This window comes from Pseudomonas sp. 10B238 (genome assembly GCF_000970615.1).
In the GTDB taxonomy this organism is placed as follows: Bacteria; Pseudomonadota; Gammaproteobacteria; order Pseudomonadales; family Pseudomonadaceae; genus Stutzerimonas.
The window spans coordinates 1-16693 of record NZ_KQ033951.1 but is presented as its reverse complement, the minus strand read 5'-3'; the positions used below and the strand labels follow the sequence as shown (position 1 = coordinate 16693).

The window sequence follows — 16693 nt, the reverse complement described above, 5'->3', positions numbered from 1 at the left end:
GAATTCTCAGCATGTTCAATACCAAGCTTCCAACCCAGTGTGAATTGCCAACCAGCCGCCAGCTGCTGCGCTCCACTGTGATCGCCGTGGGTGTTGCCGCAGCGTTACTGGTCACCGTAGTGATGCCTTCTGAATATGCCATCGACCCCACGGGCGTCGGCCGTGTACTTGGCCTGACTCAGATGGGTGAAATGAAAGAAATTCTCGCCGAAGAAGCGGCTGCGGATGCAGCTGTCCCGCCAGCAGCGGCCCCGGTCGTACAAGCCCCCGCGTCTAGTCAGGTGGCGCCTCAGGAGCAAGTTGCGGCAGCAACTGTGGCTGAGCCGGTTGCAGAGCCGCAGCCCGCCCTGAAGTCCGATGAAGTGACTGTCACGCTGAAGCCGGGCGAGGCCAGTGAAATTAAGCTGGAGATGCTGGACAAGGCCACGGTCAGCTATGAGTGGGCAACCGATGGCGTTCCGGTCAATCACGACACCCATGGCGAGCCCTATAACGGCCCGAAGGGCTATTACCACAGCTACAGCAAGGCCAAGCAGGTCAAAGGTGATAAAGGCGAATTCACTGCCATTTTCGACGGCACCCACGGCTGGTTCTGGCGAAACCGTAGCAACCGTGACGTGACGATTACGCTCAAGACCAAGGGTGAGTACCTGAGCGTCAAACGCGTTATCTAAGAGAAATAGCCCCAGCGTCATGGGCGCCGGGGCTTTTACATCCCTGATCGATATTGAAGGAATACATCATGACGAATTCAATTACGCTGAGCCGCTCCCTGCTGCTGGTTTGTTTACTAGGTCTGCTGTCGGCATGTGGCGGCAGCGAGCCGGAGACGCAAGCTGAAGTCGAAAGTCACGGTCATTCTCACGACTAAGAGGCGGAAAGTTGTCTTGTTACGTGCAATGACTCGCTAATCGCTTGCACGTAACAATTGGTAAGTTTTAGGCGCCGGCCACATCATATCTAAGATCTGTTAAGTGGCTGCTTTTGGCCGAAAGCGGTCGTCTAGTACTGTAACTCCTCGTACTGGCCGGTAGCGTATCAAGTGGCATCGTTCAGCTAACGAAGCGTTCCGAGTCGACCCCGAACCAGAAACGGCATGAGATTTACCGGGGTGACGCCAGCCGGGGCATGCCAGCGAATATCGCCGAAGGGGTCAAAAGGAGCTAAGACGATTTGGTCACTAAGTGCAGGATATATCGGATTGCTATCTTGAGTAGCTAATACATGTTTGTTTGGTCGCTTGTTCATATAAATGATTCATCTATATAGAGGCGACCAAGACTTAGTGGTAACGCTAACCGCCACACTGGTTATCGTCGAAATAGACAAAGGCCAACTTGTTGCCGTCAGGATCACGAACATAGGCTGCGTAGAATCCCGTTCCGTACTCAGGTCTGGGGCCAGGAGAGCCTTCGTCAGTACCTCCGTTCTCAAGCGCGAGTTCAAAGAGTCGCCCTATTAGCGCTGGGCTCTCCGTGAGTAACGCCGTCATGGTTCCATTGCCGGGGCATGCTTCCTCTTGGTTATAAGGAAGACAAGCGTGAAAGGTGGGGGTCCGGTTGCCCGGAACTCCCCAAGCAACCGATCGCTCGTCCCTCCACGAAATTTCCAACCCCATTGCTGAGAATATAGGTTCGTAGAAACGCGCTGAACGGTTCAGATCGGTCGTTCCGACCATTGTATATGCAATCATCCTTCCCTCCCAATCTCGCTGAAAAAAGGAGTAATAACCGAAGTGTAAAAAGCGCTGGTCATATGACATTTAGCCGAAGGCGTTCTCTTCAAGGCATCGAAGCAGATACCGCGCATGATCAGTCTACTGAGGAAACATCATTCAAGACTAGCGCGGCGTTGCTAGAAGAATAAGCGGCTTGCGCTAGCATTAAGCTGGGCGCGACAACAGACATCTAGTTGGGCGGCACCTGAAGGTTTCGACCAGCCACATAACGGCCTGGGTCAATCGACGGGCAAGAGTAGAATGTCTCCTATAGTCCGCTAGTGTGCGCTCTCTTGCTTGGATGGCATTACGTTCTGGCCCAACGTTACTGTAGCGAATCCGCAGCAGTATCAATCAAAGCCTCCTGTATCCCGCGTGAAGAAAGACGCTACGTTGCGCCCGTTCTTCCACGGCTTCGCTTGCCGCCCCGCTACGGCAGATTCGAAGCATTCATCGAAATGTCATCATTTAGAAGCAGTGCGTTAACAAGGAATTTCTACCCTTTGCATCGCGAACCGCAATTGTGCGGCCAGCAATATTGCGAAAGGTGATCAAATGACGCCCCATCCGATACAGGACGCCGTGCTGCGGGTCGACCGGTTGAGCGTCGTCTACCCAGGCGGCGTGACAGCCCTACGCGATACCTCGATTGCATTTCGGCGTGGTGAGTTCACCGTGCTGCTTGGTCTCTCGGGCGCAGGCAAGTCGACCTTGCTCCGTAGCCTCAATCGACTCGTCACGCCCACTCGCGGCAGTGTCACCAGCGAGCTCGGTGAGCTCGGCAGCGGCTCGGCCTTGCGTCAGCATCGTCGGCGTACCGCCATGATCTTTCAGCACCACCAGCTAATCGAACGTCAAAGCGCACTGGCTAATGTGCTTACCGGTCGGCTGGCCTTTCACAACACGCTCCGCTCGCTGTTTCCTCTGCCGCGTGCCGATCAGGAGATTGCGCTCAGTTGCCTCGCTCGGGTCGGTCTGGCAGACAAGGCGCTAAGCCGGGTGGACAAACTGTCCGGTGGCCAGCAGCAGCGGGTAGGCATCGCGCGTGCGCTAGCGCAACAGCCCGCGATCATTCTTGCCGATGAGCCGGTAGCCAGTCTCGACCCGGCCACTTCGGTCCGTGTTCTCGGACTGCTGCGCGACATCTGCAAGGAAGACGGCATCACCGCCATCGTTTCGCTGCATCAACTCGAATATGCCCGCCGCTTCGCCGATCGCGTCGTCGGGCTGGCCGATTCTCAGATCGTTTTCGATGCCGCGCCCTCGGAACTCACCGATGCGCAGCTTGAGCGCATCTATGCAGGCCGCTCTACGACTCAGCCAGCAACTGCTCCGGCTGAAACCCCTGTCATGCTCGCACCTTCACTGGAGATGTCCCGATGAAACGCTTATCCGCTCTCTTATTGACCTGTTTGCTGTCCGCTGTTTCAAGTCTGTCCGCCGTAGCGGCCGATGCCGATCCGGATGTGCTAAAGGTTGCGCTGCTGCCGGACGAAAACGCCTCGGAGTTGATCAAGCGAAACCAGCCGCTGAAGGATTATCTGGAAGAGCATCTGGACAAGAAGGTGCAGCTGATCGTAACCACCGACTATTCCTCGATGATTGAGGCGATGCGCTTTGGCCGTATCGACCTGGCGTATTTCGGTCCGCTGTCCTACGTCATGGCCAAAAGCAAAAGCGACATCGAGCCCTTCGCTGCCATGGTCATCGACGGCAAGCCGACCTATCGCTCGGTGATTATCGCCAATGTGGCGTCAGGCGCGAATGAGTATGCCGACCTTAAGGGCAAGAAGATGGCCTATGGTGACCGGGCATCGACGTCCAGCCATCTGATTCCCAAAACCGTGCTTCTTGAGACGGCCGAGCTGACGGGTGGGCAGGACTACGAACAACATTTTGTGGGCACGCATGACGCCGTTGCCGTCAACGTGGCGAACGGAAACGCCGATGCGGGTGGGCTGTCGGAGGTAATTTTCAATCAAGTAGCCGAACGTGGCCTAATCGATCCGAGCAAGGTGAAAGTACTTGGTTACAGCGGCGAATATCCCCAATACCCCTGGGCGATGCGCTCGAACCTGAGCCCCGAGCTGAAAACCAAGGTGCGGGATGTATTCGTCGGTATCGACGATCCCGAAGTGCTGCGCAACTTCAAAGCCGAGGCCTTCGCGCCAATCACCGACGCCGACTACGATGTGATTCGCAACATGGGATCGCTGCTCGGCCTCGACTTCGCCACGATGTGAGCACCGATATGTCTACTCATCATGACGTGCAGGCGCTGCCTGCAGAGCAACGCGAGCACATCCTTCGAGGCTTCGGCCTCGGTTGGTGGCGCCAGCTGGGGCAGGTGGCAATTGTACTCGGAGTGGTGCTGTTGGCCTGCTGGTACGTGGGGCTGCTCGATGCCACCACGCTGCTGAACGGGCTGCCCTCCATCGCGACCCTGGCAGGCGAGGCCATGCCGCCAGACTTTTCGGGCTATCGAAGCTGGATTCGCCCGTTGATCGACACGCTGGCGATGAGCATCGCCGGCACGGCCATCGCAGTGGTGTTCTCGCTGGTGGTGGCCTTCGTTGCAGCGCGCAATACGGCGCCGCACCCCCTTGTGTTCGGTGTTGCCCGGGTGCTGCTCAATGCCCTGCGGTCGGTGCCGGAGCTGATCATGGGCATCATCTTCGTTGCAGCCGTAGGGTTCGGCGCCTTGCCGGGCGTGCTTGCCCTGGGTCTGCATTCGATCGGCATGGTCGGCAAGTTCTTCGCCGAGGCCATCGAGCACGTCGACGAAGCGCCGGTGGAAGCCGCTCGGGCGGCGGGGGCTACGCCGATGCAAGTGCTGCTGCACGCGGTTTTGCCACAGGTGACTCCACAGTTCGCCGACGTGGCGATCTACCGCTGGGAATACAACTTTCGCGCCTCCACCGTGATGGGCATGGTTGGCGCCGGCGGTATCGGCTTCGAACTCATGGGCTCGCTGCGCATCATGCAGTACCAGGAGGTTGCAGCAATCCTGCTGGTCATCCTGGCCATGGTCACGCTAGTAGACGCCTTCAGTGGCGTGCTGCGCAAACGTTTCAAATAGGACAAACCATGCTGCCGAAACTCGTTATAACTCACCGAGTACACGATGAGATCCTGCAACTGCTGGCGCCACATTGCGAGCTGATGACCAACCAGAGCGACAGCACGCTGACGCGCGAGGAAATTCTGCGCCGCTGCCGCGATGCTCAGGCGATGATGGCGTTCATGCCCGATCGGGTCGATGCAGAATTTCTCCAAGCCTGCCCCGAGCTGCGTGTGGTCGGCTGCGCGCTCAAGGGCTTCGACAATTTCGATGTGGACGCCTGTACTGCCCGCGGGGTCTGGTTGACCTTCGTGCCTGATCTGTTGACGGTCCCGACTGCCGAGCTGGCGATCGGACTGGCGGTGGGGCTGGGGCGGCATCTGCGCGCAGCAGATGCGTTCGTCCGCTCTGGCGAGTTCCAGGGCTGGCAACCACAGTTCTACGGCACGGGGCTGGATAACGCGACGGTCGGCATCCTTGGCATGGGCGCCATCGGACAGGCCATGGCTGAGCGCTTGCAGGGATGGGGCGCGACCCTGCAGTACCACGAGGCGAAGGCTCTGGATACACAAACCGAGCAACGGCTCGGCCTGCGCCAGGTGGCGTGCAGCGAACTCTTCGCCAGCTCGGACTTCATCCTGCTGGCGCTTCCCTTGAATGCCGATACTGAGCATCTGGTCAACGCCGAGCTGCTTGCCCTCGTACGGCCGGGCGCTCTGCTTGTAAACCCCTGTCGTGGTTCGGTAGTGGATGAAGCCGCCGTGCTCGCGGCGCTTGAGCGAGGCCAGCTCGGCGGGTATGCGGCGGATGTATTCGAAATGGAAGACTGGGCTCGCGCGGACCGGCCGCGGCTGATCGATCCTGCGCTGCTCGCGCATCCGAATACGCTCTTCACTCCGCACATAGGGTCGGCAGTGCGCGCGGTGCGCCTGGAGATTGAACGTTGTGCAGCGCAGAGCATCATCCAGGCGTTGGCAGGTGCGCGCCCAATCAACGCTGCGAACCGTCTGCCCCAGGCCGAGCCTGCCGCATGTTGAATCCGGTCTGGCTGAAGAGCCTGGTAGCGATCGTTCAAACAGGCAGTTTTCAGAGCGCGGCGAGGGCGTTGGGGCTGGCCCAGCCGACGGTGTCGCAGCACTTGCAGAAGCTTGAAGAGCAGGTCGGCGTAACGCTGGTGCAGCGCAGTCGTAGCGGCTGCCAGCCTACCACACGTGCGCTGGCCTTCATGCCGCATGCGACCGCCTTGCTCGACATGCACGCCCGGGCGCTAGAAGCCCTGCATGGAAATAGTGAGCGCGTCGGGGCCAGCTCCAACATCGGCACCTACCTTCTCCAGCCATTCGTGCGCAGCTATCTGACGACCGCAAATGAGAGGGGCGAGGTGGATCTGCGCATCGCCGCCAACCCGGATGTGGCCGACCAGCTACTGGCGGGCCAGCTCGACGCCGCGATCATGGAATGGTGGCTACCTCACCCCGACTTCGAACACCGCCTCTGGCGGGTCGAGCCGCTGGTACTTATCGTCAGCCCCGACCATCCGCTGGCTGAAGCAGGGTGCATAGAACGCGATCGTCTGGTGGACCTGCCGATGCTGGGAGGTGAACCGGGTAGCGGTACCGGACGGCTTCTGACCGAATACTTTGGCGAGCTGGGCGTGCCTCGCAGCGGTATGCAGCTAGGCAGCACCGAGGCAGTCAAACAAGCAGTCAGGGCGGGACTCGGCGTGTCGTTGGTGATGGCTTCCGCAGTACAAGACGAAGTTCGCAGTGGCGCGCTGGTAGCTCTTCCCATCCCGGGGCTTGAAAAGCGTCTCCAACTGATCTGGCGCAAACCGCCCGGAAATCTGCACCCGCCGGGATTTGTGCGGCACTTATTGGCCGATTGTTGCCTGTCGTGACCGGCAGCTCCGGGTCGATTTCAGCCTGTTACGACTGGCCGCTTGTGGCGAATTCCTTGGAGCGGCCGGGCGGGGCCTCGTTGAACTGGCGGCTCAGCAGCGCCTTCAGTCTTCGCCTTAAGGCTAGTGCTCAACTAAAATGACGCCTCAGAAATGAGAGCAAGGCTGGAAAATAAGCCGCCGGCTCTTCATAAAATGGCATATGACTGCTATTGGGGAATACATGCACTTCCGCATGGGGCGCGGCCAGTTTCATGCGCAGGGCGCAGGCGGGGGTGAGTTCGTCGTGCTGGCCGGTAGTGATGAGGATAGGCATGCGGAACTCGCCCATTTCCTTTAGTCGGTTCCAGTCGCGCAGGTTGCCGATGTAAAGGAACTCGTTCGGTCCCTGCATGGTTTGGTAGGGGCCCATGTTCCAGTCGTCCAGCGAACGCTTCACCGGGGCCGGCCATTCCTCGAGGCGGCACACGTGACGGTAGTTCAGCAGGGTGACCGCGGCTTGGTACTCGGGGTGATCGGTGGTCCCCTTCGCTTCGTGGCGCTGCATCATCGCCACGGTTTCGCTGCCAAGTGCCGCGCGCAGCCGGCCGAGCTCTTGGGACAGGTGCGGAATGTCCGCAACGGTGTTCTCCAGAATCAGCGTCTTCACCGCCTGCGGGTAATGGATGCTGTATTCGATGGAGAGCCAGCCACCCCATGAATGCCCGAGCAGGTGCACCCGGCCGAGGCCGAGGGCCTTGCGTACGGTTTCCACTTCCTCTACGTAGCGGGCTATGGTCCACAGCGCTGGGTCTTCCGGGCGGTCCGCCTTGCCGGTGCCGAGCTGATCGAAGGCGACGATGCGCAGGCCTCGGTCCTTCAGCCAGGCGTGGGCGTCGCGCAGGTAGTCGCAGGGCAGGCCAGGCCCGCCGTTGAGGCACAGCAGGACCTCGTCGCCACTGCCGTAGCTGTAGGCCGCCACCTCGTGGCCATCCACCTGAACCCGCTGTACCAAGTCAGGTTGCAGTTCTGGTATCTCGAATTTTTCCAGCATGGTCGTCTCCGTACGGAGGCCGCGACTCATCGGGCACTTCCCCGGGCGGGGGCTCGAGCGGCCTGCGAAGGGAGCAAAGCAAGTTTCGCGCCCGCTTCCACGCCCTGGCGGCTACTCGCGTCGCACAATGACTTTGTGCTGGCTCAGGGCGCTGGCGAGCTTGCCGGTCGGCTGCTCGTCGGTGACCAGGTGATCCACCTGCTGCCAGCTGGCATAACGAGCCGGGAAGGTCGCGTCGAACTTCGAATGATCGGCCACCACCAGCGTGCTACCCGAGCGCTGCAGCATGGTGCTGTAGACCACCCCGCAGTCGATCAGCGCGTCGGTCGGACCTTCGGCGGACAGGCCGCTGGCGCCGAGGACGGCGAAATCGGCAGTCAGGCCGTTGAGAAAGGCCACCGTGTGGGCGCCGACCATGGCGCCTTCGGTTGCGTGATAGTCCCCCGGCACAACGATGACCCGAATGGTCGGGTTGATCGACAGTACCGTGGCAACCCCGAAGGAATGGGTGATCACGGTGATGTCCTTCATCGCCGTCGCGATGCGGCGAGCCACATGCAAGGTGGTTGAACCGGAGCCGATCATCAGAATGCGCGCGTCCTTCATCAGCTCCACCGCCACCCGGGCGATCCGTTCGCGCTCGGGGCCGAACAGTCGGTGACGTTCAGTGACCGAGGGCTCACTGGTGATGGCCCGCACCGCGCCGCCATAGGTACGGTTCAGGTGGCCGCTACGGGTTAGCTCGTCGAGGTCTCGGCGTATGGTTTCACTGGATACGCCATGCAGCCTAGCCAGGTCGGCGATGCGCAGGCTGGGGGTGTTGTTGAGCTCGGCGAGAATCTCAGCCTGGCGGGCGGTCTTGGCTCTGGACATTACGCGCTTGGTTCCTTGTCGACATCGGCCGGGATGTGGTGAATGCCACAAAATGGTGAAGCGGACATGGTAATGCAGTCTTTTGGCGCAGACCACGCTAACTCCTAAAAGGCTGGATTAATTGAAGGTAGTGCGACATTTTAATGTGGTAAACACTAAAATAAATTTGTGGTTATCTCTGCAAAATGTTGTACTTCTCGCATCACTCCAAGAGGGGCGACAATGCTTTATCAATCGGATTTTCTCGAAAGACTGGAGGCCGGGCTGCGCGTCCTGCTTCCTGAATGGGAGATGGCGCCGGACGCTGCGCTGAAGCTTCTGACCATTTCCGAGAATGCCACCTACCTTGCCGAGGATGTGGCCGGTCGGCGACTGGTACTGCGGGTGCAGCGCCCGGAGTACCACAGTCTCGCCGAAATCGAATCGGAATTGGCTTGGATCCGGGCGCTGCGGGAATCGGGGCTGGTCAGCACATCGGCGCCGGTAGCCACGGTTGATGGACGGGCCCTGAGCTGTTTCGTCGATGGCCAGACCCTTCGTCATGTAACGGCCTTCGAGTGGGTGCCGGGCAGTGAGCCGGAGCCAGGCTCGCAGCTGATCAGCTGGTACCGGGTCCTCGGCCAGACCAATGCGCGCCTGCACCAGCACAGCCTGTGCTGGCCTCAGCCCCAAGGCTTTACGCGCAAGGTCTGGAACTTCGACACCATCATTGGCGAACAGGCGTACTGGGGCGATTGGCGCAATGCGTTGGGACTGACCGCGGAAGGGCGCGAGGTACTCGAGCGCACCCAGGCGCTGTTGCGCGGGCAGACTGAAGCTTACGGCATGGCGCCGGAGCGGTTTGGGCTGGTGCACTGCGACATGCGCCTGGCCAACCTGCTGGTGGATGGTGAGCGGCTCACGGTGATCGATTTCGACGACTGTGGCTTTAGCTGGTTTGTTTACGACTTTGCCGCCTGCCTCAGCTTTCTCGAGGAAGACCCGCGGGTGGGCGAGTTTCTCGCTGCCTGGCTCGAAGGCTATCGCAGCGTGGCGCCGCTCTCCGAGGAGGACGAGCGAGCCATTCCGATGTTTCTCATGTTGCGCCGCATGCAGCTGACCGCCTGGGTCGCCAGCCATGCGGAAACGCCTACCGCGCAGTCCATGGGCGAGGACTACACCCGGGGCACGGTGGCCCTGGCTCAACGCTATCTTGACACCCACAGCGGGGACATCCCATGACCGAACCCAAACAAATCCTTGCCCTAAACCGCTTCGACGCTGGCCGCGCCAGCGCGCTGGGCGGCCGGCTGGGTACGCTGGTTGAGAAGCGCCGGCGCTGTTTTGGCGCCTCCTCGGTGCTGTTCTACGAGCAGCCTTTGGAGATCGCCCGAGCCGAGGGGGTGTTCATGTACGACACCGCGGGCAGGCCCTATCTGGATGTTTACAACAATGTCCCGGTGCTCGGGCATTGCCATCCGGCGGTGGTGGAGGCCATCAGCGAGCAGGCCGCCCGGCTGAATACCAACACGCGCTATCTCTACGAGAACCTGACGGACTACGCCGAAACCCTGCTCGGTACCTTTCCCCCGTCGCTATCGAACCTGCTGCTGACCTGCACCGGCAGCGAGGCCAACGACATCGCCATGCGCATCGCCCGCTCTGCGACAGGCGGCAGCGGTTTCGTGGTGACCGAGACGGCCTACCACGGCAACACTAGCGCGGTGATGGAAATTTCCCCCTCGTCTTACCGCAAGGGGCGCGAGCTGCCGCCACATATCCGCACTATTCCGGCACCAGACAGCTTCCGCCTGGCGCCGGGGGAGAAAGTTGGCGAGGTATTCGCTTCGCATCTGGAGCAGGCCATTGCCGACCTCCAGCGCAATGACATCCGCTTTGCCGGATTGGTGGTCGACACCATCTTTTCCAGCGATGGCGTGTTTGCCGATCCACCGGGCTTTCTGGTCAAGGCGGTGGAGGCGGTGCATCGCGCCGGCGGGCTGTTCATCGCCGACGAGGTGCAGCCGGGCTTCGGCCGGACCGGCCAGGGGCACTGGTGCTTCCAGCGCCACGGCGTCGATCCGGATGTGGTGACCCTCGGCAAGCCCATGGGAAACGGCTTTCCCATGGGCGGCGTGGTGACCCGGCCGGAGCTGCTCGACGGCTTTTGCGCCGAGACAGGCTACTTCAACACGTTCGCCGGCAACCCGGTGGCGGCGGCGGCCGGCCAGGCGGTGCTGGACACCCTGGAACGGGAGGGGCTTATCGCCAATGCCGACAGGGTCGGCCGCTACTTGCGCGACGGCCTGAAGCAGATGGGGCTGAGCGATGCGCGGATTGGCGACGTGCGTGGGGCCGGGCTGTTCATCGGCCTGGAGTTCGTCAGCAAAAACGCCACGCCGGATGCCGCCCTGGCGGGGTTCGTCATCAATGCGATGAAGGAGCGGGGCGTGTTGATCGGTGCCGCCGGCGCCTATGGCAACGTACTGAAGATCCGCCCGGCGCTATGCTTCAGCGAGGCCAATGCCGATCAGTTCCTGACCACCCTGCAGGAGGTGCTGCGCCAGGGGTGACCCGGGCCAGCGGGCTCCTGGGGGACGGTCTTGGCCGTGAACCGGAATCCGGCTCCGACTGTGGAGTCCAGGGCATGAAAAAGGCGGACCGGGTCCGCCGTTTTCAGTTTCAACTGCCTCGTTTCACCCCAGCGCCTCGGAGGATTCCGGCAGGACTTGGCCGCCGTCGACGACAATGGTCTGCCCGGTGATAAATCCGGCCTCGCGGCTGGCGAAAAAGAGCACGGCGTTGGCGATGTCCTCGACCTTGCCCAGCCGGCCGGAGGGGATCGAGGCGGCCATTTTTGCAGCGTATTCCTCGCCCATGCCTTCCAGCCCCTCGGTGGCGATGTTGCCCGGCATCACCGCGTTGACGGTGATGCCGGCGCGGGCCAGTTCGATCGCCGCGGTGCGCATGAAGCCCAGCTGGCCGGCCTTGCTGGCGCCGTAGTGGGACCAGCCTGGGAAGCCGGTGATCGGTCCGGTGATCGAGGAGGTGAGGATGATCCTGCCGAAGCCCTGCTTTTCCATCACCGGTGTGACCGCGCGGGTGCAGAGAAAGGCGCTGCGCAGGTTGGTGTGGATCACATGGTCGAAATCCTCTACCGTCATCTCGGCAATGCGGGCCGAGGGGAAGATCCCGGCGTTGGCGGCCAGCACGTCCACCGATCCGTAGCGCTCGACGGCCGTATCGACCATCGCCTGGCAGTCGGCCTGCTGGCTGACGTCAGCGGCGAAGCCCGAGGCCTGCGGGCCAATTTCCTCGGCCACCTTGCGGGCGTCGCCCAGCGAGCGTGACACCACCAGCACATTCAGCCCGGCCTCGCCGAAGCGACGGGCGATGCCGCGGCCGATGCCCCGGCTAGCGCCCGTGACGATTACCGTCTTTTTTTGTAGTGATTCAAACATTTCTATCTCCTGTTAAGGACGGCCTGCAACGCCTCCTGTGGTCCAATTTGCAATATGCGGACCAGGCATTCACCTTCTAAAAATGGGTTATACAGCCGAGGTTAGCCCAGCGGGAGGGCGCTGAGCCTCCCATTTTGGGGCGCCTCGCATCATGTTGGTGCTTGCCAAAAAAAATGTTGAACTCGCCTCGTATCTGGTTTTTACTCGCCCTCGTTTCTTTCACTTCAAGACAGGCGAGGACGAATCATGAAGGGCGTATCGAGAAGGGAACTGTTGAAGCTGATGGGGATGGGCGCCGGTGCGGCAGCCCTCGGTGGCGGCTCGTTGCTGATGAGCTCCAGCGCCTTTGCTGCGCGGGAGAAGGAGCTGAACATCCTTTGCTGGGAGGGTTACAACTCGGCACAGGTGCTCGATCCGTTCCGCCGTTCGACCGGTGCCAATGTGCGCGCCGAGTCCCTGACCAACGACCCGACCATGATCAACCGGCTGCGCGCCGGCGAGACCAACGTCTGGGACCTGATCAACGTGAACAACCCCTGGGCGCGCAAGGTGATGTTGCCCGAGGGCCTGATCAAGCCGCTGCCGCGGGCCGAGTTCGAGCCCTATTTCGAGGACATGCTGCCCCAGTTCAAGCCGCCGTATCAGTGGGCGATGAGCGCCGACGGCAACGAGCTGCTGGGTATGGCACAGCGTTTCGGTCCGTTCAACTACGTGGTCAATACCGACCGGATCAGCCGCGCGACGGCCGAGGACACCGGCTGGGACCTGTTCAACGATAAGGCCCTGAGCGGCAAGTACGGCATCCAGGAGTCGGATGACTGGAACGTCTTCGACATATTCCTGGTGGCCGGGATCAACCCCTTCATCGAGCACACGCCGGCGCAGATGGCGAAGTTCCAGGAAACCGCCAATGCGGTATTCAAGGGCGCGAAGATGATCGGCGACGCTTCCAGCCTCAATCAGGCAATGATCTCCGGCGAAATCGACTTGTACATGACCGGCGGCACCTACAGCTGCTCGCCGGCGCGGGCCGACGGCTTCCCGGAAATCCGCGGCATCACCCCTCTGCGCGGTCCGGTGGATGGCAAGGGGGGCGTGTCCTGGGTGGAGATCACCTCGCTGGTGAACAACCCCAACCTCTCTCCGCTGGCCAACGACTTCCTCAAGTACGTGCAGGAGCCGGAGATCGCCCATCGCGTGGCTTTCGCCGAGGGCACCTTCAACCCGGTCAGCCAGATGGGCAATCCAGAGTGCTTCAAGCTGTTCACCAAGGACGAGCTCGCCGCTATCCAGTGGGACAGCCTGGGGGAGGAAATGGAGCGCTGCGTGGCCTACGACATCGTGCCGGAGTTCGACCAGGCTCTGGAAATGATCTCCGCGGCAAAGCGGATGCGTTGATATGGTTCGGTCAGGGCAGGCATCAATGAACAGCTCGACAATCGACAACGTCGCGAAACAGCCACTACCGGTGCTGCAACTGGTGGATGTGCAGAAGAAGTTCGGTGATTTCACGGCGGTGAAGAACATCTCGCTGGATGTACTGGAAGGTGAGTTCCTGACGATCGTCGGGCCGTCCGGTTCCGGCAAGACCACGATGCTGCGTATGCTGGCGGGCATGGAGGCCCCCAGCAGCGGCAACATCACCCTGCGCGGGGAGGCGATCAACAACCTGCCCGCTCAGCGCCGGCCTACTTGTCTGGTGTTCCAGTCCCTTGCGCTGTTTCCCCACAAGACGGTGGGGGAAAACATCGAGTTTCCATTGAAGGTGAAGAAGGTGCCGAAGGCTGAGCGCAGGGCCCGGGCGCTGGGACTGCTGCGGATGCTGCGGCTGCCGGAGAACTACTACGACAAGAACGTCATGAAGTGCTCCGGCGGCGAGCGTCAGCGGGTGGCGCTGGCCCGCGCCTTCGCCTACGACCCGGACGTACTGCTGTTCGATGAGCCGCTCTCGGCGCTGGACTACAAGCTGAAGAAGGTGCTGGAGAAGGAGCTGAAGGATCTGCACCGGGAAAGCGGTAAGACCTTCATCTACATCACCCACTCGCTGGAAGAGGCGATGGTGATGTCCGATCGCATCGCCGTGATGCGATCGGGGCAGATCATTCAGGTAGGGTCGCCGGAGGAGATCTACGCGCACCCGGCCGACGAGTTCGTCGCCGAATTCTTTGGCGAGGTCAACAAATTCCCGGTCAGCCTGGTAGCCGGGCGGGGCTGGTACAGCGCCGGCCTCGACCGTCCGCTCCGCCTCGACCTGCCGGCCGAGCTGCAGGGCGCGACGGCCGCCACCGTGGTGGTGCGCCCGGAATACATGCAGTTCGCCGGTTCGGAGGACGAATTCGACAACGTCATCCGCGGCACGGTGTTCAACGAGTACTCGCTCGGCTCGCGCATGCAATACCAGATCCGCTGCGGCGACCGCAGCGTGCTGCTGGAAAATCCGCGCACCTTTACCCGCGACCGGGCCCGTGACGAGCAGGTGCTCATCGGCTGGAACGCGGCGAACGCCATCATTGCAGGAGCCTGACCATGGATGCTGTTTCGGGGCGCGGCCTATCCACCGGCGCCCGCTACGCCAGTCCGCTGGTGATCTTTCTGCTGCTGGGCTTTCTCGCCCCGCTGGTGACAGTGGTGGCCTTCGCCTTCGCCGAGCCGAAAAGCTTCGAGGTGTTCCGCACCTTCACCTTGGATAACTTCGCCGCCGTGCTGAATCCGTCCAACACGGTGTGGCGCTCGTTCGTCTGGTCGCTGGTGCTGGCCGCGCTCTGCGTGGCGATGCTAGCGGTCATCGCCTATCCCATCGCCTACGGGCTCAACCGGGTGTTTGGCCGCTTCGCCCCGCTGATCAGCGTGCTGTTCGTGTTCCCTCTGTTCGTCTCGGAGAACGTGCGGCTCTACGGCTGGGTGCAGTTCTTCATTAAGAACGGCGTGCTCGACGGCGTGCTTAAGGCGTTCGATCTGGGCCGCGCGCCCGATGTGCTCTACAGCCCGGGACTGACTTTGTTCGGCATGGTCTATGTGTACCTGCCCTTCATGCTGTTCCCCATCACCCTAGGGCTGGCCATGGTGCCGCGGGATCTGGTGGATGCGGCGAAGGATTTGGGCGCCGGCCGGCTGATGGTCTGGCGCGAGGTCGAGCTGCCGCTGGCGATGCCGGGCATCCTCATCGGTATGTTGCTGACCTTCGTGCTCGCCGTGGGCGCGGTGGCAGAGGCAAGGATTCTCGGCGGGCAGTCGGTGATCACTGTGGTTCACGACATCGAGGTGGCCTTCACCTACGCGCAGAACTGGCCGCTAGGCGCCGCGCTGGCGGTACTGCTGGTGCTGATTATCGGCAGTCTGACGCTCTTCGTGCTGACGCGCCTGGACCTTGATCGAGTGTTAGGGAAACGTTGAGATGAGAAATCAGGCACAAATCCGTTCCGACTTTCTGGTGTGCTGCTGGACGGGCTTCGTACTCGTGGCCATCTACTTGCCGATCATCTGCAGTGCGCTGGCCGGGCTGTCGATGAGTCGCTACTTCCTGTTCCCGGTACGGGAATACTCGCTGAGCTGGTGGCAGCGCACGGTCGATTCGTTTGAGGTGCAGATCCTCGTGCACAACTCGCTGAAGATCGCCCTGCTAGTGACGCTGATTTCGGTAGTGCTGGCCTTCTTCGGCGCGCTGGCCTTCGCCCGCTACGACTGGAAGGGCCGCAAGCTGTACCAGAAGCTGCTGCTGCTGCCGATCTTCTTTCCGCAGACTGTGCTGGGCCTGGCCCTGCTGCTGTGGATGAACGCGCTGGGCCTCAGTCCGAGCTGGAAGACCGCGGTGATCGCCCATCTAGTGTGGATCGTGCCGGTGGTGACCTTGGTCATCGCCATCCAGGTCTACAACTATGACCCGAGCCTGGAGGAGGCTGCCAGCGATCTGGGCGCCGGCAAGCTGTTCATATTCCGCGAAATCACCCTGCCGCTGCTGTGGCCGGGGATCTGGTCGGGGGCACTGTTCGCCTTCCTGCTGTCCTGGGGTAACTTCCCGCTGTCGCTGTACACCTCCGGGGCCGACTCGACCGTGCCCAAGTGGTTGTACTCGAAGATGGTCGCCGGTTATACCCCGATGGTGCCTGCGCTAGGCACTATGAGCACCCTGGCTGCGGCGGCGCTATTGCTGCTGGGCGGGGTAATCATCACGACGCTTCGCCGACGAAAGTAGAGATCGCCTTTGGCTTTATCGGCGCAAATGGGCTGCGGAAGCATTGGTGCAGTCTTGAACCTACCTCAAACTTGGCGCGCCGGCTTCACCGGGGCGCAGGCGCAGTATTCTGACTGATTCGGCACGTTTATCGGCGCATCATTGGCCGGTCTTGGCCGGTTAGCGACGGCCTGACTTCGACCGTCGCAATATATGGTCAGACTTCGGTCTGCTCCGCCATTTCCAGAGCGTCATCGACCTCAATCCCAAGATATCGAACGGTGCTCTCCAGCTTCGTATGGCCGAGCAGAAGTTGAACCGCCCGTAGGTTCTTCGTCCTGCGATAGATCAGCGATGCCTTCGTACGTCTCATTGTGTGAGTGCCATACATGGCTGGATCAAGGCCAATGGCTTTTACCCAGCCTTTGACGATACGAGCATATTGACGAGTGGATAGATGATCTGAGGTATGCAGCCTGCTCGGGAAAAGGCAGTCCTGGC

18 protein-coding genes are annotated in these 16693 nt (G+C 61.2%); 13 read left to right on the top strand and 5 right to left on the bottom strand.

Annotated elements, in window-relative coordinates; all coding sequences use genetic code 11:
• Positions 1-11 precede the first annotated feature (11 nt).
• Positions 12-674: a hypothetical protein gene (locus RT21_RS22330; RefSeq protein ID WP_020309260.1), complete on the top strand. Its 663-nt coding sequence runs from the start codon at positions 12-14 to the stop codon at positions 672-674.
• 68 nt (positions 675-742) lie between these two features.
• Entirely contained in the window at positions 743-871 is a 129-nt protein-coding gene (locus tag RT21_RS24250) for a hypothetical protein (RefSeq protein ID WP_255342263.1), read from the top strand.
• A 423-nt stretch (positions 872-1294) separates the two neighbouring features.
• On the opposite strand, the gene RT21_RS23460 is transcribed toward RT21_RS24250, so the two are convergent.
• Entirely contained in the window at positions 1295-1678 is a 384-nt protein-coding gene (locus RT21_RS23460; RefSeq protein WP_228381280.1) for a VOC family protein, read from the bottom strand.
• 594 nt (positions 1679-2272) lie between these two features.
• Between RT21_RS23460 and phnC the strand changes: the two genes are divergently transcribed.
• Genes phnC through RT21_RS22305 form a run of 5 tightly spaced genes read left to right on the top strand, consistent with a single transcriptional unit; the run spans position 2273 to position 6675 of the window.
• Positions 2273-3100 carry a phosphonate ABC transporter ATP-binding protein gene (gene phnC / locus RT21_RS22325; RefSeq protein ID WP_003117867.1) on the top strand — a complete coding sequence of 276 codons (828 nt, stop codon included), beginning with the start codon at positions 2273-2275 and terminating at the stop codon, positions 3098-3100.
• Positions 3097-3960, top strand: coding sequence for a phosphate/phosphite/phosphonate ABC transporter substrate-binding protein (gene phnD, locus RT21_RS22320; protein WP_023083079.1), 864 nt, complete (start codon positions 3097-3099; stop codon positions 3958-3960). The genes phnC and phnD overlap by 4 nt, the downstream gene beginning before the upstream one ends.
• 8 nt (positions 3961-3968) lie before the next feature.
• Complete coding sequence (phnE, locus tag RT21_RS22315; RefSeq protein ID WP_003298907.1) at positions 3969-4796, top strand: phosphonate ABC transporter, permease protein PhnE; 828 nt, start codon at positions 3969-3971, stop codon at positions 4794-4796.
• An 8-nt stretch (positions 4797-4804) separates the two neighbouring features.
• A complete protein-coding gene (gene ptxD, locus RT21_RS22310; protein ID WP_003152798.1) occupies positions 4805-5815 on the top strand; it encodes a phosphonate dehydrogenase PtxD in 1011 nt (336 codons plus the stop codon).
• The gene (locus tag RT21_RS22305; protein WP_023083078.1) at positions 5809-6675 is read left to right on the top strand and encodes a LysR family transcriptional regulator; all 867 of its coding nucleotides are present in this window, start codon (positions 5809-5811) and stop codon (positions 6673-6675) included. The genes ptxD and RT21_RS22305 overlap by 7 nt, the downstream gene beginning before the upstream one ends.
• A gap of 130 nt (positions 6676-6805) precedes the next feature.
• Here the strand turns inward: RT21_RS22305 and RT21_RS22300 are convergent, their stop codons facing one another.
• Both RT21_RS22300 and RT21_RS22295 read right to left on the bottom strand, forming a co-directional pair.
• Positions 6806-7708 carry a proline iminopeptidase-family hydrolase gene (locus tag RT21_RS22300; RefSeq protein ID WP_023082610.1) on the bottom strand — a complete coding sequence of 301 codons (903 nt, stop codon included), beginning with the start codon at positions 7706-7708 and terminating at the stop codon, positions 6806-6808.
• Positions 7709-7819: 111 nt separating this feature from the next.
• Positions 7820-8581 carry a DeoR/GlpR family DNA-binding transcription regulator gene (locus RT21_RS22295; protein WP_023082609.1) on the bottom strand — a complete coding sequence of 254 codons (762 nt, stop codon included), beginning with the start codon at positions 8579-8581 and terminating at the stop codon, positions 7820-7822.
• Positions 8582-8803: 222 nt separating this feature from the next.
• On the opposite strand from RT21_RS22295, the gene RT21_RS22290 reads away from it, so the two are divergent.
• Entirely contained in the window at positions 8804-9802 is a 999-nt protein-coding gene (locus tag RT21_RS22290) for a phosphotransferase enzyme family protein (protein WP_023082608.1), read from the top strand.
• Positions 9799-11133, top strand: coding sequence for an aspartate aminotransferase family protein (locus RT21_RS22285; protein ID WP_023082607.1), 1335 nt, complete (start codon positions 9799-9801; stop codon positions 11131-11133). Before RT21_RS22290 ends, RT21_RS22285 begins: the two co-directional genes overlap by 4 nt.
• A gap of 123 nt (positions 11134-11256) precedes the next feature.
• On the opposite strand, the gene fabG is transcribed toward RT21_RS22285, so the two are convergent.
• Positions 11257-12021, bottom strand: coding sequence for a 3-oxoacyl-ACP reductase FabG (gene fabG, locus RT21_RS22280; protein ID WP_023082606.1), 765 nt, complete (start codon positions 12019-12021; stop codon positions 11257-11259).
• 246 nt (positions 12022-12267) lie between these two features.
• Here fabG and RT21_RS22275 point away from each other — a divergent pair, with 246 nt between their 5' ends.
• The 4 genes from RT21_RS22275 to RT21_RS22260 are packed head-to-tail and all read left to right on the top strand — an operon-like array spanning position 12268 to position 16213.
• Complete coding sequence (locus RT21_RS22275; protein ID WP_023082605.1) at positions 12268-13419, top strand: ABC transporter substrate-binding protein; 1152 nt, start codon at positions 12268-12270, stop codon at positions 13417-13419.
• Positions 13420-13444: 25 nt separating this feature from the next.
• Positions 13445-14545 (top strand): ABC transporter ATP-binding protein, encoded by a 1101-nt coding sequence (locus RT21_RS22270; RefSeq protein ID WP_023082604.1) that lies wholly within the window; start codon positions 13445-13447, stop codon positions 14543-14545.
• Between the two features lie 2 nt (positions 14546-14547).
• On the top strand, positions 14548-15414 hold the full coding sequence (locus RT21_RS22265) for an ABC transporter permease (RefSeq protein ID WP_023082603.1): 867 nt from the start codon (positions 14548-14550) through the stop codon (positions 15412-15414).
• A gap of 1 nt (position 15415) precedes the next feature.
• Positions 15416-16213, top strand: a complete 798-nt coding sequence (locus RT21_RS22260; RefSeq protein ID WP_023082602.1) for an ABC transporter permease — start codon at positions 15416-15418, stop codon at positions 16211-16213.
• A gap of 196 nt (positions 16214-16409) precedes the next feature.
• On the opposite strand, the gene RT21_RS22255 is transcribed toward RT21_RS22260, so the two are convergent.
• The coding region (locus tag RT21_RS22255; RefSeq protein ID WP_046164412.1) for a tyrosine-type recombinase/integrase at positions 16410-16693 on the bottom strand (284 nt) is incomplete at its 5' end.